This is a genomic window from Moorena producens 3L, from assembly GCF_000211815.1.
Classification (GTDB): Bacteria; Cyanobacteriota; Cyanobacteriia; order Cyanobacteriales; family Coleofasciculaceae; genus Moorena; species Moorena producens.
Genome location: NZ_GL890825.1, coordinates 93,011 through 114,762, shown reverse-complemented (window position 1 = coordinate 114,762; position 21,752 = coordinate 93,011). Strand labels below are relative to the sequence as shown.

Annotated in this window: 21 protein-coding genes; 10 read left to right on the top strand and 11 right to left on the bottom strand. The window is 43.2% G+C overall.

All coding sequences use genetic code 11. The annotated features are described in order from the left end of the window. Positions 1–5 precede the first annotated feature (5 nt). Complete coding sequence (locus LYNGBM3L_RS03370) at positions 6–965, top strand: glutamate cyclase domain-containing protein (RefSeq protein WP_008179105.1); 960 nt, start codon at positions 6–8, stop codon at positions 963–965. Here LYNGBM3L_RS03370 and ectB read toward each other — a convergent pair. Further along, positions 957–2,210, bottom strand: coding sequence for a diaminobutyrate--2-oxoglutarate transaminase (gene ectB / locus LYNGBM3L_RS03365; protein ID WP_008179102.1), 1,254 nt, complete (start codon positions 2,208–2,210; stop codon positions 957–959). The genes LYNGBM3L_RS03370 and ectB overlap by 9 nt on opposite strands. A gap of 320 nt (positions 2,211–2,530) precedes the next feature. On the opposite strand from ectB, the gene LYNGBM3L_RS03360 reads away from it, so the two are divergent. The 5 genes from LYNGBM3L_RS03360 (at position 2,531) to LYNGBM3L_RS03345 (ending at position 6,397) form a co-directional block, all read left to right on the top strand. After that, positions 2,531–3,349, top strand: coding sequence for a class I SAM-dependent methyltransferase (locus LYNGBM3L_RS03360; RefSeq protein ID WP_008179100.1), 819 nt, complete (start codon positions 2,531–2,533; stop codon positions 3,347–3,349). A gap of 51 nt (positions 3,350–3,400) precedes the next feature. Next, positions 3,401–3,556 (top strand): hypothetical protein, encoded by a 156-nt coding sequence (locus LYNGBM3L_RS42705; RefSeq protein ID WP_161603122.1) that lies wholly within the window; start codon positions 3,401–3,403, stop codon positions 3,554–3,556. Between the two features lie 67 nt (positions 3,557–3,623). Next, entirely contained in the window at positions 3,624–4,643 is a 1,020-nt protein-coding gene (locus tag LYNGBM3L_RS03355) for a daunorubicin resistance protein DrrA family ABC transporter ATP-binding protein (RefSeq protein WP_008179097.1), read from the top strand. A 79-nt stretch (positions 4,644–4,722) separates the two neighbouring features. Then, the gene (locus LYNGBM3L_RS03350; protein ID WP_008179095.1) at positions 4,723–5,613 is read left to right on the top strand and encodes an ABC transporter permease; all 891 of its coding nucleotides are present in this window, start codon (positions 4,723–4,725) and stop codon (positions 5,611–5,613) included. A gap of 394 nt (positions 5,614–6,007) precedes the next feature. After that, positions 6,008–6,397: a hypothetical protein gene (locus tag LYNGBM3L_RS03345; RefSeq protein WP_008179094.1), complete on the top strand. Its 390-nt coding sequence runs from the start codon at positions 6,008–6,010 to the stop codon at positions 6,395–6,397. Positions 6,398–6,540: 143 nt separating this feature from the next. On the opposite strand, the gene LYNGBM3L_RS03340 is transcribed toward LYNGBM3L_RS03345, so the two are convergent. From LYNGBM3L_RS03340 to LYNGBM3L_RS39550, 4 genes are all read right to left on the bottom strand, one after another. Further along, on the bottom strand, positions 6,541–6,903 hold the full coding sequence (locus LYNGBM3L_RS03340; RefSeq protein ID WP_008179091.1) for a late competence development ComFB family protein: 363 nt from the start codon (positions 6,901–6,903) through the stop codon (positions 6,541–6,543). Positions 6,904–6,971: 68 nt separating this feature from the next. Next, the gene (locus tag LYNGBM3L_RS03335) at positions 6,972–7,406 is read right to left on the bottom strand and encodes a response regulator (RefSeq protein ID WP_008179089.1); all 435 of its coding nucleotides are present in this window, start codon (positions 7,404–7,406) and stop codon (positions 6,972–6,974) included. Then, on the bottom strand, positions 7,396–8,016 hold the full coding sequence (locus LYNGBM3L_RS03330; protein WP_202799145.1) for a RasGAP domain-containing protein: 621 nt from the start codon (positions 8,014–8,016) through the stop codon (positions 7,396–7,398). The genes LYNGBM3L_RS03335 and LYNGBM3L_RS03330 overlap by 11 nt, the downstream gene beginning before the upstream one ends. 133 nt (positions 8,017–8,149) lie before the next feature. Then, positions 8,150–8,395 carry a hypothetical protein gene (locus tag LYNGBM3L_RS39550; protein WP_008179085.1) on the bottom strand — a complete coding sequence of 82 codons (246 nt, stop codon included), beginning with the start codon at positions 8,393–8,395 and terminating at the stop codon, positions 8,150–8,152. A 305-nt stretch (positions 8,396–8,700) separates the two neighbouring features. On the opposite strand from LYNGBM3L_RS39550, the gene LYNGBM3L_RS03325 reads away from it, so the two are divergent. Both LYNGBM3L_RS03325 and LYNGBM3L_RS03320 read left to right on the top strand, forming a co-directional pair. Then, the gene (locus tag LYNGBM3L_RS03325) at positions 8,701–9,369 is read left to right on the top strand and encodes a 2OG-Fe dioxygenase family protein (RefSeq protein ID WP_008179083.1); all 669 of its coding nucleotides are present in this window, start codon (positions 8,701–8,703) and stop codon (positions 9,367–9,369) included. Between the two features lie 2 nt (positions 9,370–9,371). Further along, a complete protein-coding gene (locus LYNGBM3L_RS03320; RefSeq protein WP_008179082.1) occupies positions 9,372–10,313 on the top strand; it encodes a homoserine kinase in 942 nt (313 codons plus the stop codon). Positions 10,314–10,485: 172 nt separating this feature from the next. On the opposite strand, the gene LYNGBM3L_RS03315 is transcribed toward LYNGBM3L_RS03320, so the two are convergent. The 6 genes from LYNGBM3L_RS03315 to LYNGBM3L_RS03290 form a co-directional block, all read right to left on the bottom strand. Continuing rightward, complete coding sequence (locus LYNGBM3L_RS03315; protein ID WP_008179075.1) at positions 10,486–11,286, bottom strand: phytanoyl-CoA dioxygenase family protein; 801 nt, start codon at positions 11,284–11,286, stop codon at positions 10,486–10,488. 19 nt (positions 11,287–11,305) lie between these two features. Next, a complete protein-coding gene (locus tag LYNGBM3L_RS03310) occupies positions 11,306–12,778 on the bottom strand; it encodes an aminotransferase class V-fold PLP-dependent enzyme (protein ID WP_008179074.1) in 1,473 nt (490 codons plus the stop codon). Between the two features lie 701 nt (positions 12,779–13,479). Further along, complete coding sequence (locus LYNGBM3L_RS03305; protein WP_008179073.1) at positions 13,480–13,860, bottom strand: response regulator; 381 nt, start codon at positions 13,858–13,860, stop codon at positions 13,480–13,482. Next, positions 13,850–16,690, bottom strand: a complete 2,841-nt coding sequence (locus tag LYNGBM3L_RS34620; protein ID WP_161603121.1) for a PAS domain S-box protein — start codon at positions 16,688–16,690, stop codon at positions 13,850–13,852. The genes LYNGBM3L_RS03305 and LYNGBM3L_RS34620 overlap by 11 nt, the downstream gene beginning before the upstream one ends. A gap of 151 nt (positions 16,691–16,841) precedes the next feature. After that, positions 16,842–18,812: a response regulator gene (locus tag LYNGBM3L_RS03295; RefSeq protein ID WP_008179069.1), complete on the bottom strand. Its 1,971-nt coding sequence runs from the start codon at positions 18,810–18,812 to the stop codon at positions 16,842–16,844. Positions 18,813–18,943: 131 nt separating this feature from the next. After that, positions 18,944–19,378, bottom strand: a complete 435-nt coding sequence (locus LYNGBM3L_RS03290) for a peroxiredoxin (protein WP_008179068.1) — start codon at positions 19,376–19,378, stop codon at positions 18,944–18,946. Between the two features lie 257 nt (positions 19,379–19,635). Here LYNGBM3L_RS03290 and LYNGBM3L_RS03285 point away from each other — a divergent pair, with 257 nt between their 5' ends. Then, positions 19,636–20,052, top strand: a complete 417-nt coding sequence (locus LYNGBM3L_RS03285; protein WP_008179066.1) for an Npun_F0494 family protein — start codon at positions 19,636–19,638, stop codon at positions 20,050–20,052. A gap of 73 nt (positions 20,053–20,125) precedes the next feature. Next, positions 20,126–21,616, top strand: coding sequence for a cobyric acid synthase CobQ (gene cobQ / locus LYNGBM3L_RS03280; protein ID WP_008179064.1), 1,491 nt, complete (start codon positions 20,126–20,128; stop codon positions 21,614–21,616). The last annotated feature ends 136 nt before the right edge of the window (positions 21,617–21,752 follow it).

Below are 21,752 nucleotides of genomic sequence, written 5' to 3'. Positions count from 1 at the left end.
TGCTTATGACTGCTGCATTTGGAAATTCTCCAGAAGTCAAAACCCGGATAGAAAAAATTGAAAACATCTGTGGACGGGATATAGGTAATGGTATAGAGCCCCTTGTGGAGGCTGCCAAGGGGGGGCTGCTTGGTGCAGCTCGCTCCATCGCGGAACATCCATCCCCCCATGTGGCTATTATGACAGGCTTTTTTGTTCCCCATGGAACTCCTCCAGCGGCGGAAACGGATGGCCCCATCGGTTGCGCTCACCTAGCAGCGGCATTACTTAGAGTTGGAATCCCTGTCCGTCTAGTTACCGATCCTCTATGCCTTAATGCTGTCAAGGTTGCTGCTCGGGCAGCAGGAATACCTGCTCAAGTTCCTTTTGATGTCGTTCCTGTCGATGCAGCGAGTGCAGAAGATCCCTCCGTTTCTTCTATTGTGAATTCATGGCAAAGTGCTGAACCACCAGTTTCCCATGTTATCTCTATTGAAAGAGCAGGCCCAAGTTACGATGGTACTGTCCGAAATATGATCGGGAATGATATCACCGCTCATACCGCTCCTTTGCATCTCCTATTTATCCTAAGTGAAATAATTTCCATTGGAATTGGTGATGCTGGCAATGAACTAGGTATGGGAACACTTCCTAAAGAACTCATTGCCAAAAGTATTAGCACAGGAGAACAAATTGCCTGCAATATTCCTTGTAATCACCTCATCGTTTGCGGTGTATCAAATTGGGCAGCAATCGGGTTACTCACTGCTGTTGGTTTACTCCGACCAGACTTGAAATCTAAGTTAACTGAGGGATTAACCTTAGAGACCGATAAACATATTTTGACCACTGTGGTCAAAGAGGGACCAGCGGTAGATGGAGATACAGCAGTCCAAGAGCTTGCAGTTGATACTTTACCCTGGGAATATCATGGTAAAGTCTTGACAGAAATTTTAGAAGCTGCTGGTTTGACAAAGTCAGTTTGAGAGAGCAGCTCCAATGCTTTCCTCCAAAATATCTAGCCCTTGGGTCAAAGTGTCGGGATCAATCGTTAATGTAGACTGAAGATTAATCACTTCTTTGTTCACTCCCATGGGTTCAAAGATTAAACCCCGCTTGAAAGCTTCATTACTAACTTTTTTAGCCAGCCCCTTTTGTTCACAGGCGATTCCTTGAATCAAACCAAGTCCTCGATGTTCGCCGCCGACTTCTGGATAACGAGTGATCATGTCTTTGAGTCGGTTCTTCATTACCTCACCTTTGTCCGCAATTTCCTGGGTAAAAGTATCTGTCTCCCAGTACTCGTCGAGAGCAGCTGTGGCAGTCACAAAAGCTAGATTGTTGCCTCGGAAAGTCCCACTGTGTTCCCCTGGTTTCCAACAGTCTAAATCAGGTCGAATCAGTACCACAGCCATCGGGTTTCCATAGGCGCTTAAAGATTTAGCCAGACAAACTAAATCAGGTTTTAACCCTGCCCGCTCAAAGCTAAAGAAAGGACCAGTTCGACCACATCCCACTTTAATATCATCAACAATTAGCAAAATTTCTCGCTCTTGAGTGATCTGGGCAAGGCGTTGAAGCCAAGGAACACTAGCAACATTAATTCCTCCCTCAGATTGAACAGTTTCTAGGATAACTGCTGCGGGTTTTTCCTGATTTATGCTCAGGTCATCAACCAGTTTTTCTAAGTAATCAAGACTGTCGTCTTTGGTGCCATTTTTATCCTCGAACGGGACCGTTAAGACATTACCGAGGGGAATGCCCGCAGCCTTTTGATAGGTCGGATTAGGTGTAACAGCTAGGGCACCTAAAGTATGACCGTGGTAGCCTTTGGTAAAACAGATGACTGTTTTTCGACCAGTCACTTTACGGGCTAGCTTCAAAGCAGCCTCCGCAGAATTAGTCCCTGTAGGACCGGTAAACATAACTTTATAGTTTAGTCCTCGCGGTATTAAGATTACTTCGTCGAAACGTTCGAGAAACTGCTGCTTGGCAGAGGTAAACATATCGAGGCTGTGGGTGATGGCATCTGACTCAATGTATTCGAGGAGACGCTTTTTGAGCTTGGGGTTATTATGTCCGTAGTTGAGGGCACCGGCACCTGCCAAGAAATCTATATAAGTACGCCCACTCTCATCTATCAAGGTATCTCCCACTGCCTTGGTAAAGACTGTTGGGAACAATCGACAGTAGCTTCGGACTTCTGACTCAAGCTTGGTGAAAATGTTCATATGCTAAACCTGCCTATTGTTAGTATTTTCAAGTAGGTGAGACAATTGTGTGTGGTGTACAAAACGCGAAGCTATTCCATTTGCTTCACTTTACTTTACGAACACCGAAACCTAGAAAAATATATACTATTTAGGGTGACTATAGCAATCCTAGATCATTTGTGAAAACCAAAATTATCCTTAAAAATCTTATAAGGCACAACAACTGGTATACCCTGATCAAAGAGCCAGTTTAACAATTAAAATAGGATTGCTATAGTCTAAATTTTTTTGATCAGTATCAGAAACCAACAAGAGCGTGGAATTAACTGGGATTAACTATGCAAAAAAGTAAATTTACTGAAGCTCAGACCGAGGCATTGTTTGATGATCGCGAACGAGACCAACGTTTCCGCAGTTTCTGGGATCCAGAAGGCAGTCTCCACTGGGGTTACTTCGAAAACTTAGCCAAGGCTCGGCCTGAGGACTTTGTGCCAGCCTGCAAGCGCTGGGATGAATATATGCTGGCACAGAGCGGTATTACTGCTGACTCCCGGGTACTAGAAGTTGCTTGTGGAAATGGCAACGCTGCCGTTTGGCTGGCTCAGCAAACGGGATGTGAGGTAGTAGGAATCGATATCAGTAGCAGTTATATCGAGAATGCTCGAGCGAAGGCTAGTAATTTTCCCTCTCTGCGGGTGAGCTTCCAAAAGGAATCAGCCCTTAACCTACCTTTTCCAGATGGCTCCTTTACCCATGCCTGGAGTCAAGGCGCTCTTTATCACATCCACGAGCGCGAAAAGGCTCTGGCGGAAGTTTATCGTGTCCTAGGAGCAGGAGGCATCTTCCTGTTTGATGACTTGGTAACGCCAGTACAGGAAATCAGCGAAACAGCCCGTAAGTATGTCTACGACAGACAGAGGGTTGATCCGACATATAGTCCCGAAGTCTACACAGAAAAACTCACTCAGATCGGATTTAACGTGTTGCAGGTCAAGGAAATGAGCGAACACCTGAAAAAGAGTTACGAATTGGTGTCCGAGCTGGCTCGGGAGGCTTATCCGGATTTGAGCGTTGCTTTTGATAAAACCCAGGAGGCGATTACTGCTCGTGAGTTAGGCTGGTGCTTCTACCTCTGTGACAAGGTTAGCGATCACTAATCCGTGGCAAGTTAAGACAGCTACGCCATAGGTTGAGTGTAGATTCAGTGGATGCGATTGACCTTGGCCAAAAGGCCACGCTACGGGAATGGTCACGCGGGGCGCGATGCTCGGTACGAGCCGCTACGCGAACGCATCTACGGGCTGGGCTATACACCCAATCACTCCTCAGCAGTTTTGCCTAAAAACCTTAAATTTTACCCCTAACCAGCGCAACCGGCTACAATAACAAGTGTTGAGATTTGTGTAGTCGTGACCGGCATAGGGAAAGCTTATGGCTGCCGCTGTATTAATCCAGAACCTCCAAAAACGCTATGGAGATGTCCACGCCGTCAAAGACATCTCCTTACAAGTCGAACCGGGTCAAATTTTTGGCTTACTCGGTCCTAATGGTGCCGGTAAAACCACCACCATTCGTTGCCTATGCACTCTCACGGCACCGGACGCTGGAAAAATTGAGGTATCTGGCATTTCAGTACTACACAATCCTAGGGCAGCACGCCGCCGCCTAGGCTATGTAGCCCAAGAAGTTGCCCTAGATAAGGTACTCACTGGTAAAGAACTACTCCAATTGCAAGCTGACCTCTATCACCTCCCCAAAGCAGTTGCCAAAGAACGCATCAATAAACTGCTTGACATTTTGCAGCTCAAGGAGTATGCCAATAAAAAAACGGGCGTTTACTCTGGTGGTCTGCGTCGGCGGCTGGACTTAGCCGCTGGCTTACTCCACCAACCCGATGTTTTAGTACTAGACGAACCCACAGTAGGTCTTGACATTGATAGCAGATTTGTGGTATGGGAACTGTTGCAAAAGTTGCGAGACTCAGGAACCACATTACTAATCACCAGCCACTACCTCGAAGAAATAGACGCATTAGCTGACCAAGTCGCAATTATTGACAAAGGCTTGATCATAGCTGAGGGGACACCATCTCAGTTAAAGGATAGTGTTGGAGGCGATCGCATTACCCTGCGCATCCGGGAATTCTGCCCCATGGAAGAAGCTAAGGAAGCCAAAGATATGCTTCAGTCCTTGCCCTTTGTGCGAGAGGTGATTATTAACAGCAATCAGGGCAATTCCCTTAACCTTGTGGTTAAACCCCAAAGCGATGCCTTAATGATCATTCAGCAAGCCTTAAAAGACGTTAGTTTACCAACCTTTGGCATTGCTCAGTCGCGACCTAGCCTAGATGATGTTTACCTGGCTGCCACAGGTAAAACCCTGATGGATGCTGAACTGGCTGAGGCTGGGAAACGGGATCCCAAGGCAGAGCGTAAACAAAATATGGCCTAAAGGAGAGATAGGACAGAGCTTAGTGGAAAGTAAATAAAGATTGCTCCAATTATTGTAAGAATCTATTGTAGAAATAAATATGAGTGAAACCTTTACCCCTCCTAAATCCGACCTTAACTGGCAACCAGACCTTACTGCACCAATCCCAGTCAATGATACTCCTGGTGTAAGTGAATTTATCCAAGAAACCCTAGCCCTAACCAAACGCCTGTTTATTCAGCTGCAACGGCGACCTTCTACCTTAATGGCTGGTATTATCCAGCCCCTAATGTGGCTAATCCTATTTGGGGCATTATTCCAAAACGCTCCTCAAGGGATTTTTGGCGAGAGTTTGAGCTATGGCAAATTCCTAGGTGCAGGTGTGATTGTGTTTACCGCCTTTGCTGGAGCACTCAATGCTGGCTTACCGATCATGTTTGACCGGGAATTTGGTTTCCTCAACCGCTTACTCGTAGCTCCGTTAGTATCTCGTTTCTCTATTGTTGCAGCCTCAGCCATATATATAATCGCTCTGAGTTTGTTGCAAACTGTGGCAATTGTCACCGCCAGTGCCTTTTTAGGAGCCGGTTTACCCAACCTAGCTGGTCTGGCTATGATTGCCTTGATTGTATTCTTGCTGGTGGTGGGAGTCACAGCCCTCAGTCTAGGACTAGCATTTGCTCTACCGGGTCACATTGAACTAATTGCAGTCATTTTTGTTACCAACTTACCCCTACTGTTTGCCAGCACAGCCCTTGCTCCTCTGTCCTTCATGCCGAAATGGTTACAGGTAGTAGCCAGTCTTAACCCCCTCAGCTATGCCATTGAACCAATTCGCTATCTCTATCTCCACAATGACTGGTCTTTTGGTAGTCTTGTGATGCAGGCTCCTTGGGCATCTATTACCTTTGGCCAATCCCTATTGGTATTGCTTGGTTTTAGCACAGTCGTATTACTCGCAATTTCTCCACTACTGAGCCGCCGCTTGTAACTATTCACCCTAGAGCCTTAGCCATAGGCCGGTGTTACCCTTGCTAGCCGGGGGCGGGGAGATGGGGAGATGGGGAGATGGGGAGATGGGGAAAACCCGAAAGACCTCACTGCATCCCGACTCCCTACTCCCTACTCCCTACTCCCGCGCAACCCATAAATTTGTACCTCACCCAATTGAAAACTGCTAGAAGCCATTGCCAATAATCTAGTAGTTGAGTTGATAGCTTTTTGTTGATGGTTGATGCTTGACGGTTGACTATTGACAGGGTCGCGTCAACCGTCCAAAATGAACCTGTAACAATTGTGCAGGTTAACTCAGGTTAACTCAGGTTAACTATATATAATTCTATAGCAGTATACCAGCGAGATTTATCCATTGAGGGGGGATTCCTATGACGATCAGCAACCAATCTGTTGTTACTGTAGCTGTATTGAGTGTAGCCCTTGGCATTACTACAGCGTTACTGCACGGGTCCGCTACTGCCCAAAGTATAGGTACTATTCGAGCGGATGAAAATTTTAATAACCCTAACGAGCAAGACACATTTGGGGGGTTTGGAGACAGTGGTTTCAACGCTTTTGATTTAATCCATAATGCCCAATTGGGTACAGTTGATATCGATCAGTTCAATCAGGGACAGTCTCAGAGACTAGACGATGCTGCTTCTGAGTTTCGGCGTTTACAGTTGGAACGGTTGCGCAATCCCCAACTAGCATATCCAGAAAACCAATATCCACAAAACCAACCTACTACATCTGGGGCTAGCGAAAGTTACCGATAATCTTAGAGACTTTGGATCAGGTTTGGATCAGGTTTGATATCAACTCCGGTTAATCCCTTGGTTTACGGGTTATCCCATGGATGGTATAGCAGTTCTCAATACCCAATTGAGAACTGCTATTTTATGATATAAACTTTGGGAAATCAAGCTAAGGAATCACAGGAGATAGACCTTGAGGTAAACGTTTTAGGCATCGGGCAATTATCCCAGCTGTAGTTTAACATTAGATGCAAGATATGATAGATTCCTGTGTGAATCAAGTTTTCTAAATACAGCTTATGCTCTGAGGATAAGTGACGTAATTCTTGGCTTTTTGATGATGGTTCAATCTTGTCTAGGGCTTCGTAATGATTCGGAATTCTGCTGAGGACATAAGCAATTAAATCCTGGCGTATTTTAGACTGAGAAAACACGTCTTGATAGGGAAACTCCGGATACGTTGCTAAGACGTTTTCAATTTCTTGAATCACTATCGGTGTAGTTACGTGAACAAGGGTTTTACCCATCGTTTACACTCCTTTTGCAAACCGATTTATTATGGCGAACTGGTTTTTTAATTAGTAAATAGCTTGTTTTAAGCCCTGTTTGAAGTCAAGGGAAGTATTCTTAACTGCTGATTAATTGCTGCTAACAGTTCCCGACTATCTACAGGTTTGGTTAGATAATCATTGGCTCCAAGTTCCTTAGCGCGAGCATAGCCATCCTCCTTTGACTGACTGGTTAGAAATATAAACGGTGTTTTCGCTGTCTTTAACCTATCTCGTAATATCTGGAGAAGCTCATACCCATCAAGGGATGGTATATTAATTTCACAAATAATTAAATCAGGTCGGACAACTTTAGCTAAATTTAAACCGAGCCAACCATCGTCTGAAGTAAGGACATTAAATCCTTCTAATTCAAGTAAATCGGAGAAATTTGAGCGCAATACTTTATCATTTTCAATTAATAAAATTGTTTTGTTCATCGCTCCAGGCTTTATAAATTCATGATCAAGATTAATCCCCAACTTGCATAATCCGTTCTAGCAAGAGGCGATCGCTAGTTGAGCTACCGAACCATAACTTATCTTTTGCCAGAGTACTGAGAGATAACTGACCATTCGGTTCAATGCTAAAATCTTGACCCAACACTAACCCTTGCTCCTGAAGCTTCTTGATTGCGACAGCCATCGCTACTGCCACTAAGTCAAGTTCGGGCATCAAATAATCGGGATGACGCAATAGCCAGTAACAAGCATCAAGGTTAATCTCTGGTAGTCGATAAACCGCTGCCAGTAAGACTTGCTCAATATAAGTGGGACTGGGTAAAACAGTCAGAAAGTCTTTAAGAGATTTGATAAATGTTGAGTCTTGACTCTGAAATACATCCACAGCTAATCCGATGTATGACTCATAGTCCTGGGCTTGGCTGGTGGTACCCATGTTTCCTTCCTTGGTCAAAAGCAAACTGTTGATACCCAGGACAACTGGTGTGAAGGTTTGTCTCCTCTGGTGCTCTGGGTGGTGAGGATAAGCTAAATCGATCGTAGGACTGATCGTGGGACTCAGGGATAATTGCTCCAAAGGAGTGGCGTTGGAACAATTACTGGAACTGCTACCTTTGTTTGAAAAAATCATACCCATACCCCGAAGTTCAACCCAAGATCGATTTACCTTACCTACAAATACAAATTAGGGCGCAAATGTGAAGATACTGTGATTGGGTAGGCTACCAACTTAGGGGTAATCTGTAAGATCTCAAAGGTGAGTGCTATCGAATCGGGAGCATCCCAATTATGCAAATCTTAACCAGAGGTCGAGGGGGGATATCTCGGGGATACCGAAGATGGGGAAGATTCCGAAGATGGAACTGAGGTGATGTTCCATCATACCAAGTTAATTCATACATCGCACCTTCTTCCCCCTCCTGCTTGGGAATGGTGATATCTTTGAACCCAGGGCAAATGCATCTAAAGTATAGAATCCTTACCATCAAGACAAAGATTTCAAGATTCATACGCAAAACTACGTTATAGTATGAATCTGATATGCAGTAAGCATTTCAAAATAAGATACCTTTACCCTGGGGTCTAAGAAGGCAATGCTCTAACAAAGCTTGGCCATTCGCTACGCGAATGAACACATTCACAGAAGCTTTAGAAGCATAACGGAGCCGCCATGTCTGATCGCGCATGTCAATTGGCTCAAGCAGAATCAGGACGTGTTTGCTGCTTACAAAGCCTCTTTGGGCTATGTTTGGTCTTGATTTTTGTCTAAGTTCCGATAGGAGAAAGAATTTAGGAGAAAATATTCATCAGAACTATGTCTAGTTTAAGAAAAGAAGGATATCTTCATTTGCAGTTGGACGACGGATCAATAAAGCCTAAAAATCCAGATTTTTTGAATTACTGGAATCATTTAGTAACTGATCCCTATATTGAAGGCGATCATAAATTTAGGCAGAGAAGATATTCAAACATAATCTTTCACAGAAATAGTGAGATTGAATATTTGAGATCAACTTATTTTCAGGGAGAGAGATTTAACAGGCTGTTTGGAGGTCAAAGCAGAATTTTTGAAAAGATAGATGACAATTTATTGACTGATCCAATTTTCATTGACTTAATAAATTATGATTTTTGTTTTTTCTTAAAACATGGCCTTATAACTAGTAAGGAATATAATATGGGAATTCACCAAATTAGAACTCTTACTACAGCCCAAAATACTGGGCGAGTAACACCTGAAGGTATCCATAAGGATGGGCATCCTTTTTTCGCAATTCATTTCATAAATAAAAGTCAGATCACAGGAGGAACTACTAAAATATATGACAACAATCTGAAGTTAATAGAAGAAATAAACTTAAGTAATTTTGGAGAGACTATCTTTGTCCTTGATACTCTGGTTTACCATGGAGTAACAGATATAAAACCATTGCCTGGAAGTGATAAAGGGTTTCGAGATGTTTTGATAATAGAATTTTATTAAAGATGGCAATATATACTAATATAAGCTCTTTTGAGTTAGAAAAAATAGCTTCATACTATGGTATTGAAGCGATCAATTCTTTTCCTATTAATGGAGGAAATGCTAATTCAAACTACTGCTTACAGTCTAAAGATGGAAAATACATAGTAACTGTCTTTGAAGAAGCTTCTCTAGAAAAAATATGCACGATGGGGTATCTTCTTCAATATTTAGAAAGATACAAATTCCCCACTTCTCAAGTTCAAACAACTTATTCCGATAAAATAGTAACTCAATGGCATGAAAAACCTGTTCTAGTCAAGAAATGGATTAACGGAACAGTGCCTACTTTATTAAACGAAACTCTCTTAGAACAGGTTGGTCGTGTTATGGCACAACTACATAGAGTTCCTGCTCCTCCTTATTTACCTCAGTCACACGATTATGGACTGGAGCTTTTTTCAACAGTTTTTGGCAAGTCAATTGATCTGTCTTATGAGTCATGGCTCAAGAATCAGTATCAAGATCTCAATTTTTTATTGCCCATTAAGTTACCAATGGGCTTAATTCATGGTGATCTTTTTTATGATAACATTTTATATGAAAAAAATAACTTGAAAGCCTTTATTGACTTTGAGCAATCTTGTTACTATTACCTCTTATTTGACTTGGGAATGGGAATCCTTGGACTATGCCAAAACCAAGAAAAAATTGATATTGTTAAAGCGAAATATTTCATCAAGGGATATGAACAGGTTCGCTCGTTAGAGCCTCTAGAAAAAGAGCTTTTACAGGTATTAATCGGTTATGCGGCAACTGCAACCTCTTTCTGGAGATTTTGGAAGTATAATATTCATTCACCTAATATAGAGTTGAGAAATGAGCATTGGAAGATGGTTAGGATAGCTGAGGATGTAAAAAGATGTAGGCAAGAAGATTTCCTATCAATATTTGATCCGGCTTGATTTCTCCAGAGCTAGGGATGATGCCTGTTCAAGTGTTAAATTAGACCGAATAAAACGGGGGAAATGCTGGAACTCGTCGGATAAAATAAAAGCATGACCGGCATGAGCTCCACTCCTGTCTACCATTAGAACTCTTGCAAAAGTAGCGATCGCTACTTTTCAAGAGATATTATCACCTATCTACATCCCAAATACCCATAGGTAGATCTTTAAGATTGGGTTTATAGCGAGATCTAGGATCTTCATAGCAGCCTAGGAGTTGATTCCAAACAGGGTTATCTGTTTTTTTATGTCTTCTAAAAATATCCCGTGAAGCCAGCCATCTAAAACTATATCCATAAAAAAGAGCTTTCCTTGTAACGCTAGAGATATTTGGGCTTCGAGCATGCCAAACCCTTCGATCGAAAAATACAGCATCTCCTGGGGCAACAAGCATCGGGACTGCTTTTTCAAAATCTGCTTTGGAAAGAGATGATCTTTCCATCTTGTGGCTCCCAGGAATTATCAGAAGATTTCCCCGATTTGGCTTTGATACATCACTGAGCCAGTAAGAAACCTTGACAGAAAACATATGAGTTTTCAATACATTGAGATCCATTTCTATGATGTCACTATCTCGATGCCATTCTAGCTTCTCTATCGGCAATGGTTGTTCACCCGGTAAGTTGACATCTAAATGAGAATGGAATAAGAAAATGTTAGAGCTTAATAGGTTGACAACTTTAGTGATAGTTTTATCCCAATCTAATAGATTAAGAAAGAAATCTTCTTCTTCTACAAAGTCAAACAAGTGAATAGATTGAGATTCTGGCTCTTTCTGTTTGTGCTTTCTCCATAAATCATCGACCTTCTCTAAAGCTAATGTCACTACATCATCAGGTAAGACGCCTTTCAGTATTAAGTATCCATTGTCATCAAAAAAAACTCTTTCTTCTTCTGTTAGCGGGTAACGCTTATTAGTCTTTTCAGTCATTCCTAAAGTCTCAGTTAAATTAATGGACAAAACTACGTGAAAAAATCGTTGTCATTGCTTCTTGAGCTTGACAGTCTAGATTGATACTTGCTTGTGATTTAGAGTTTCGATATCTATCATACAAATAGTCTTGACTCCATTCTTGATGCCGATTGGCTAGCTGTATTATACTATCTGCTATGAATTTAATTTCTTCATCCATCATGACAGGGTGGAGGGAAACTCTAATCCACCCTAATTGTGGGTTGTGCTGCTGGTTATAATTGAACCTATCCTCTTGACTTTCTGGCTTACCTTCTTTTAGAAGACTATACCCGTAGCTTCCGGGTGCTGCACGACTGGCTTTGCACTGTATTGCAAATTTATCGTTGAGCAATCTTGCTCCTATATACGAGTCCAAATTTTCTATATAAAATGAGATAATAGGAAGTCTATATCGATGCTGAGATGCCAGAATATGAAGGTTAGGGATTATTTCGAGTTTCTTCCACAGCATATTCAAAAGTATCTGATCTCGTGAGAGTATTTTGTCAACCCCCATCTCTTCTTTCAAGCGAATACACATAGCTGCTCTTATTGTCTGGAGTAATGCCGGAGTTCCGCTGTATTCTAGTCTTTCAATTTCTTTGATAGTTTTGTAATTGTCAAAATGCCTTGGTTGATTTTCTCTAGACTCTCCCCTAAAGAGGAAGTTCACTTGATGATAGAGTTTTCTGTTAAATGCTAAGACACCACAGGAACCAGGTCCTCCCAAAAATTTATGAGATGAGAAAAAAATAGCATCTAAGTGAGTATTCTCTTGAGGAGGGTGCATGTCAATATCAACGTATGGCGCAGAGCAGGAAAAATCAACAAATATGAATCCTCCGGCTTCATGCATGATTTTTGCTATAGAGTTAAATGGTGGACTTATACCAGTAATATTAGAGCAGGCTGTGACTGACGCCATCTTGAGGGGACATTCCCTATACTTGTGTAGAAGTTCCTGCAAATGCCCAAGGTCAACTAGCCCAGTACAATCGGGATTAATGACTTCGACTGTTACGTCAGTCTCCATCCAACTATCATGATTGGAATAATGCTCCATATGTGTTACAAATACCACTGGCTTTTTGTTGATCGGGAGAGATGGCGTGAGATTTGTTTTTGGTGTCAATCCCAGCATTGTCTGAAACCTTTTGATTAGCATAGTTGCACCTGATGATGCAGTAATAATAATATCGTCTATACTGGCATTGATATGTTCTGCAATAATTTTTCTGGCTGTATTGTATGCATGTGTCATTGCTGTTCTTGTGTAATTGACTTCGGCTTCAGTATTCGTGATCAGGGGCATTATTTCTTGCTGTATTCTGGCCTCAATAGGCAGGTAATTTCGTCCACTTCCAGCCCAATCTGCATACACTATTTTTTGATAACTGCCATCAGCAGTCGGTATGGTTTTATTGACTCCAGCCATGCCGGTTCTAAACTGTAAAAAGTGTTTTTTCATTCTTTTTTATTAAGAAAATTAATGAGTTAGGTAGTGCCTTGATGCTATCCATATTATAAGCTTTTTTAAAACTCCACTACACAAGGTTGGACTGATTTTTTAAAAAAAATCCTGCGATTCATAATAGCCGGATAGACTTTCTTTAACTCAATAGTTATTTTTTGATAATGATATCCATGGTCAAGCAAAATAGTAATTTTAGTAATGTTGACTGGCTTAGATTTGAATTAATCAATATTGACTGGAGTTTCTAAGGGGGTGACATGAGCCCTAAAAAGCTTAGTATATAAGGCTTTTATGCCAATGACATCATGGAAGATACAGTCGGAAATTAACCCTCGATTCATTGTCTTGATGCAAAGCGCGAGTGGGGTAAACCCCCGCAGGTCGGCGCTGCATCGCTTTCTGGAAGCTCAAACCCTTATAACATAGTCCAAGGTCGCACCTCAGCCATGCAAAGCGCGAGTGGGGTGGCCTCCTTTGACCGCGTTGCATCGCTGTGTTTAATTTGTTGTCCAGATATTGTGGCGCAAGTCAAAGCGATCGCTTTCACGAAAATGAGAGTTATTAACTTTGTTGCAGCAATTAATCACAGGGTAAGCTTAATAAGCAGACTAATTTACCAGCAATTAATCCTAATCAAGTTCCTTATGATTTGCTGCAGGTTTGGGAGTTTTAATAAAACCTAACACTTCGATGAGTCAATCGAGCCAATTAAGAATCCCTTGGATTTCCTCGACCAATTCCATAGGTTTAAACGGCTTGGTAATAACTCCAGTTACCCCCAAATCTAGAAACTGCTTTTGCTCGCTGCTCCTAGCTTTAGCGGTTAGCAAAATTGTTGGGATATCCGCCGTTACTGCATTAGCTTGTAACTGTCGAAAGGTAGCCGGTCCATCCAGCTCGGGCATCATGACATCTAGCAGAATAGCATCAGGCTGATCTGCCTCAGCCTTAGCTAATCCCTCTTTACCAGAAGCAGCTGTCAACACTTCCCACCCTGCTGCTGCTTCTAGAGAAAATTGGATGATTTCTCGAACCCCATCATCATCATCAATCACTAAAATGCGCTTAGTTGTCATGGTGATCACCTTCTGCTGCTGCTGCTGTTTGTTGTGGTAAGGTAAAATAAAAACTGCTGCCTTCACCAACAGTACTCTCAACCCAGATTTTTCCTCCGTGCTGCTCCACTATATTACGGCAAATCGCTAACCCCAAACCCGTCCCTCCTTTTTTACGGGCATCGGAGGCATCAACCTGTTGAAAACGCCCGAATATGCTTTCAAGTTTGTCAGCAGGAATTCCCCTACCTTGGTCTTTAACAGTAAATAAGATAGTGGCACTGTTTGGGTCAAGGGGTGAGGTGGTTTCTAGTTCCTCTGGGTGTTGCAGTTCCACTGTTAACCATAGACTAGAACCTCTGTCTGAAAATTTAATCCCATTGCTAAGTAAATTGGTTATGACTTGAATAATGCGATCGCTATCAGCCTCGAATTCAATCTCAGATTCAATGGCTTGGGGCGAGACTTCCAATTTAATCCCAGCTCGATTAGCCATCACCTGCACCTGATCAACAGCTTTAACCATCAACTCAGCTGCATTCACTGGCTGCTTCGACAAACGGATCTTACCAGATTCCAGACGTTCGAGTTCCAAAATATCGTTAACTAGTCGCACTAAACGCTCAGCACTGTCAGCGGCAATGCCAATCACACGCTGTCCTCGTTCAGACTGAGGTTGAATTAGACCAGTTGATAACAGGTTCAAGGCACCATGAATCGAGGTTAAGGGGGTACGGAGTTCGTGGCTGACCACGGAGGTGAATTCATCTTTCATCCGTTCAATAGCGTAGCGCTCGGTAATATCTTCCCCAATACTCATGGTGCCAATTGCCTCTCCTTGGACATTTTGGAGTAGGGTATTATTCCAAGCAATAATTTTTTCTTGCTTTGACTTAGTTAGAATCGAGTGCTGATAGTGGGATTGAAAGTCTGGATCTAGGATGTCCTGGAAGTATTGCTGTACTGACTGTTGCTGGGAATTGGGTAGGAAGTTTTCAAACCAGTCCTTGCCTAAAACTTCTGCTGCTGTGTACTTAGTCAATTCTAGGAAGAAGGGATTGACATACTCCACCTTACCCTGTCGGTCTAGTCCCACCACCACCAGTCGCACATTTTCGAGAAGGCTGCGCCACCGTCGCTCTGATTCCTGTAAACTAGCAATTAACTGGGTACGTTCTTCTTCAAATCGTTTGCGTGAACTAATATCTCGCTGCAACACTAAGATATAACTAATGTTTCCTTGGGTATCATGAACCACTGAGCAGGAGGAGTCTGTGGTAAGAACAGTGCCATTTTTGCAGACAAACTCAATTTCTTGACGATGGGTTCCCTGCTCCAGTAAAACTGGAAACTCTTGCTGGCAAATGTTTTGGTATCTGGGGGTAAAGAACTCTTCTAACCGATTACCGATCAATTCTGATTCAGAATAACCGGACTGCTGGATAACAGCGGGGTTGACTTGCTCAATCATGCCCTGAGTATCTAAGATATGGATAAAATCTGGGGCAGATTCAAACAACGAGCGGAATCGTTGTTCGCTTTCGAGTAAAGCAGCTGTGCGCTGTTGAACCCTAATTTCTAATTCTCGATTGAGTTGTTGCAGTTCAGCTTCTTGCTGTTTACGCTTGGTGATATCCGTAGTGATGCCGTGAAGATGTACAGAGGTGCCATTATCACGGATAACCACATGAGCGCGATCGTTCAGCCAGCGAATTTCTCCATTACTGAGCTGAATTCTATATTCTAAATCCCACGATTCACGACGGTTTTCTTGAACAGCTCGCCATGCCTTCTCAACACGATCACGGTCTACTGGGACAATAAACTGTCGCCAGAGGTTGTCTTGATCGCTGAATAGCTCGAAAGTTGGGCGACCGTAAACTTGCTCGAAGGCTATATTAACATAGCGCAGTATCCCAGAAGGGAGTGATACTGACCACACCACGTCTTGAAGAGAACTCATAATTGCTTCGAGCCGCTCTTGGTTGGACTTTAGCGCCTTTTCATTTTCTTGCAATGCTTCTTCTGTCTGCTTGCGATCGCTAATATCGGTAATTGAGCCAACCACTCGCACTGGATCACCTGCTTCATCCCACAGTGCTTGTCCCTGGTCAAGAATCCATTTGTAGCTGCCGTCGTTGCAGTGTAAGCGATACTCTTGAACATAATAGGAGGTTTTCTGGGCTAAGTGATCCTCCATGGCTTTGATCACCTGGTCTACATCATCGGGATGGATGTGTGTCCACCATTGATGGTTATAGTTTCCGATGTCGTAGTTTTCATCATACCCCAGCATTTCCTTACATCGGCTGGAGAAAAAGGTTTCATTGGTTTTAGGGTTCCAGTCCCAAATTCCCTGATTAGCTCCCTGTAGTGCTAATTGCCAGCGTTGCTCACGTTTCCGTAAGGATTGCTCTACCAAAATACACTCTTCAATTTGAGATTTTAGCTCCTGGTTGAGCGGCTCTTGTCCAGCCAGACTAGGTGAATTTTGGATTCGAGGTAGAATAGAGTATAATTTTATGGCAGTGTATACAGAAACTATAGCTGTAATTGCTTTAATAGAGCCTGATAGCCAGTAAGCTGGATCCCAAACAGTCCATAGTTCCATCAGGTGAGTGGTGCCACCGCAAATAATAAACGCCCCAAACAAAATCAAGAGTCCCTTGAAAGGCAGATTCTGCCGCTGGGTGATCAAGTACACTAGCAGTATAGGAATCACATAGTAGACTAGGGTAATGAGAGCATCACTGATCAGGTGTAGCCAGATTACGTTAGGCTGCCCAAGGTAGCAGTTACTTTGGGAAATAAAGGTTTCGGCCAATAAGATATAGTCAAAGAAATTGATCATAATTAGGTTGACAATTGACATGATTGCTGACAGTCAACCGTTAACCATCAACTGTGAATAAAATGTGATCAACTTTAATGTGATCAACTCTAATATGTACGATCTCCAAATTCTATGTCCACTAACTAATCAGGGTTATTGATTTATCTGATCAGATCCGATTCTTCTGTGTTACCATTCTAAGTCTTAGTTGGCTGCGCTCAATCCGATTCAACACGCGAGCCAATAGCTCTGGGGCTCTTATTGGCTTTTGTACGTAATCATCAGCCCCGGCCATAAACACTTGCTGCACAGTTTCAGCATCTTGAGCAGCGGAGAGAAACAACACGGGTAACTCAGCCCAGCGAGGGTCATTGCGTACCACCTGACACAAGTCAATACCGCTAAATTCCGGCATTTGCACATCCAAAATCAGTAAATCGGGAGTACACTGCTCTATGGTCTCCCAGAACTGTTGTGGATCGTTTAGCAAAGTCAACTGAAATCCCCAAGGTTCTAGCACAGTGCGTAGCTGATCCAGGATTTGAGGGTCATCGTCAACAATCAATAGCTTTGCCTGTGGTGAACCAGATTGTTGCAACGCTTTAGCGATCGCATCCATCACCTTTTGGGGGGCTACAGGCTTCCGAAGAAAACCCCTTCCCCCCAAACGAGCCACTCTGACTCGTTCAGCAAAACTCTCTTTAACCGTAAGTACTACCACAGGCACAGGGGGCTGAGTTGTTTTCAGTTCTGCTAACAGCTCTAAACCATTTCCCGCTGAGTCAGGAAAACACAAGTCTAGCAGTACCACATCAGGGCGGTTACGAGCAATTGCTTTTCTGGCTTGAGATATATCAGCGGCCACCTCAACCTCCATTTTCCAGGCTGCTAGCTCTGAAGCTAACCCTTGCGCTAGTGTTAAATCATCATCCACAATCAGTAGTCGTGGGGAGTGGGAAATAGGGAATGGGGAGTGGAAAGTGGAGAGTGGTTTACTTTGACTAGGTTTTGGAAGGTTAGGCTCTGTCTCTAGTTGTTCTCCTAGTTCTACCACTAGTTGAGACATATGTGCTATGGTCTCTTTGCTAACTTTTTTCGCAGATTTCAATATCTGCTCAATCTCACGGGATTTGAGAGAAGCTTGATCAAAACCAAAGCTACCGAGGGAACCAGCTAGGGTGTGTGCCTCCCGTAAAGCCTCCTGTTCCAATTTTCCGCAGTCGTCACCATCTCGCCAAGCCGTCACCAACTGCTCCAATACATTGATCCGCTTGATATAGTTTGACTTCTGCTGTTCCCAAATAGCACTTAATCCTGATTGCTTTGGTTCTTGGGATTGAGCCTTAGGGAATGGGGAAACGGAACTATCACTCTTGCTCTTTGATTGTTTGAGGTTAGATGGTGTCTTTTTAGCTACTTTTTTGCCTTTGTTTTTCTCAGTCTTTGTTTGAGCTGAACCTTCCTCAGGGGGTTGTCTGAGCCGATACCCCAAGCCGTAGACAGTTTCAATTAAATCATTTTTGGCTCCAGCTTGCTTGAGTTTCCGCCTTAAACTTTTGATATGAGCTCTAACGGCATTTTCTGTAGGGGGTTCTTCAAAAGACCACAGATTATCTAGCAGGAAACTTTGGCTAAAGATGCGGTGGGGGTTCCGTAAAAACAGCTCTACTAGACCATACTCCTTAGGTGTCAGATGCAAGAGTTCCTGATCGTAGCTGACCTGGCAGTTACTGGGGTCAAGGTGGAGCAATCCCCACTCCAGCACCGGCAGTAGGGGGGTGCTGCTGCGGCGCAGCACTGCTCGAATTCTGGCTAATAATTCAGGTATGTCTAAGGGCTTGACTAAATAATCATCTGCTCCTGCGTCTAAAGCTTCGACTTTGTTAGTGCTGGTGTCTTGGGCAGTCAGGAGGATAATTGGAGTGCGATCGCGTGCGTTTCGCAGCTGCTTGCACAAGTCAATCCCAGTGAGCTTGGGAAGCATCCAATCTAGCAAAATCAAGTCATACTTAAGTATCTCTGCTAGTGCTATCCCCTCATCCCCATCTGTAGCTAGATCAACCTGATAATGTTGACTAGCTAGCGCTGCCGTTACTACTTTGGCAATACCTTCATCGTCTTCTACTAGCAGGATTCTCACAGGGACCTAACAGCTCCAGCACTAAGGGGATGAGTTAGTTTCTAAATTAGATATATAGGGATTAAATAAATAGTGACGACTTCGCCCAAATTCAAAAAAATTTAGACGAAGTTTGATGGTTTTGACTTTGTTTAGCCCATGGCTGCCAAGATATCTTGAGCGTGGGTAGCGGTTTTTACCGTCTCATCAACGTGAGTAATTTTGCCCTCGCCGTTGATAATGTAGGTTACACGCTTGGAGTAACCGCCACCATCTACATCATAAGCCTTGGTAATTGCGCCATCCGTATCCGCTAGCAGGGTGAAAGGCAGACCATACTTTTCCTTAAATTGTTTGTGGGATGCCTCATCATCCATACTGACCCCAAGTACCACCATGTCTTTACCTTGATACTCAGTGTAGTTATCCCGAAAGCTTTGGGCTTCCTTGGTGCACCCTGGAGTATCGTCTTTGGGGTAAAAATAAAGCACTACAGTTTTTCCCGCAAAGTCCGACAGTGAAACGGTATTGCCTTCGTCGTCTTTGACAGTAAATGCTGGTGCATCCATGCCAACTTGAAGAGCCATAACTTTGGTTTCCTATAAAAATATACTGAACTTATGTATAAAGTTTACAGTAATACGACTTACGTAGTAACTTGACTTTTAGGGTGCCTTTTCTGTAAGCACCATTATACATAAGCACGCTTGTTGCCCAGTTTGCCCTAGGTCTTGAGTAAATTCAAAAATTTCTAGAGTAAATTACAATAGGTTGGCCTCTAAAGTCAAAAAAACCTTAATATAGAGATAATCGGCGGTCAGTATAGTTCTGAGATTTAGTAACTGTGGCAAGAACTTCAATTCAGTCTCAAGGTAGCCAGCCTATTCAATATCCTGACCGAACTACTAAGCGTGCAGAGCAAGCAATGCGCTGTTTGCCATTCCGGATGCCTCTATTGGCAGCGATGCGTTCTAGCAGTGTTCCACTCTTATCTATAGTAGGTCTTGAAGGTGTCGAGAAAAACTACACAACGCGCCCTAGGTCTGAATTGGCAGTAGAAAACGATTTAATGTGGTTGATTCAAGTGGGTGTATTACGTCGAGAAGTAGACGGTCAGGGAATTACGGATAGTTTTCGATTGACACCTTTGGGTCGTCAGTTGTTAGAAAAGTGGGAACGGCTTGGAGAAACCTTACCTCCACCCTCATTATCAGATCGACTCGATCATACCTTGAATCGCTGGCTAAGATTGTCGGTTTAAATCAAGTTGGTGACAGGGTGATATCTAAATTTATTGATCATCTAGGCTAGTTCTGACGCCCTAACCCTGAATTATGAAAGCGATTATGGTGGTGGGTACTACATCCCACGCAGGAAAATCCTTGATAACCACAGCTCTATGTCGCCTTCTATCGCGACAAGGCTGGCGTGTCTGTCCCTTTAAGGGTCAGAACATGGCTCTAAATGCCTATGTTACACCCAATGGTGGAGAAATTGGACATGCCCAAGCAGTACAAGCTTGGGCTGCAGGTGTCATTCCCTGTGTGGAAATGAACCCAATTTTACTCAAACCCCAGGGTGACATGACCTCCCAGGTGATTCTTATGGGTAAAGCCGTAGGGAAGGTTAGTGCTGCGGAGTACTACGAAAAGTACTTTGATAAGGGTTGGCAGGTGATTGAAGAATCACTGCGACGTTTAACCAATGAGTTTGATTTAGTCGTGTGTGAGGGAGCTGGTAGCCCAGTAGAAATTAATATCAAGCATCGCGACTTGACCAATATGCGAGTGGCGCGGTACCTCAAAGCTCCCACCTTGCTGGTGGTAGATATTGACCGTGGAGGGTCTTTTGCTCAGGTAATCGGTACTCTCGAACTGCTCGAACCAGAGGAGAGAGCTTTGATTAAAGGTGTCGTGATTAATAAGTTTAGGGGTCAGCGATCGCTGCTCGAACCAGGGATAAAATGGTTAGAAGAACGCACTGGTATTCCTGTAGTTGGAGTTATTCCCTGGATTGATATACTGTTCCCTGCTGAAGACTCCCTTGACTTACTAGATCGCAACACCAGGAACAAGTCCAATAAGGAAGTCACTATCGTAGTCATTCGTTTACCTCGAATTTCTAACTTTACTGATTTTGACCCCCTGGAAGCTGAACCCAGCGTCTTTTTGAAATATCTGTCACCAAATGAAACCTTGGGATATCCAGATGCAGTTATTCTCCCAGGGACAAAAACTACCATTGCGGACATGATGGTACTCCAAAAAAGTGGCATGGCTGAGCAAATTCAAAACTATGCTGCCTCAGGTGGGACAATTTTGGGAATTTGTGGGGGATTTCAAATGCTAGGCAAAAGCCTAGTTGATCCTGATGGCTTAGAAGGTAAACAGGGACGTCATCCAGGATTAGGCTTGTTGCCCTTAAAAACCTTGATTACCACTGGTAAAGTTGCCCGTCAACGGATGGTGACATCAAATTATCCTCAAGTTGGCTTACCGATTACCGGTTACGAAATTCATCAGGGGCGTTCGCGACTGCTTGAGGCGGAGATGGGAGACAATAAATCTGCTTATCGAGCTTTATTCGATGACCATGGTTTGGGCATTGTTGACGTGAATCAATCAATTTGGGGCAGCTATCTCCATGGAATGTTTGACAATAGTCCTTGGCGACGTGCCTGGTTGAATCAACTGCGCTCCAGACGAGGGCTACCTTCTCTCCCTACTGGGGTTGTCAACTATCGGGAACAACGAGAAGCGCTTTTGAATTCACTGGCTGATACTATCGAATCTCATCTTGATTTAACCCCGATTTTAAGGTCTTAGACCGTTAACTATCAGATGAGTTTTTTCACAAGTAAAAAGTAAACTTGAGAATTGAAAATGGAAACTGGAAAATCGTTAAGGGAAATTATAAATTAAAAATTAAACAATTAACTAAAATTAACAATAAAAAACTAAC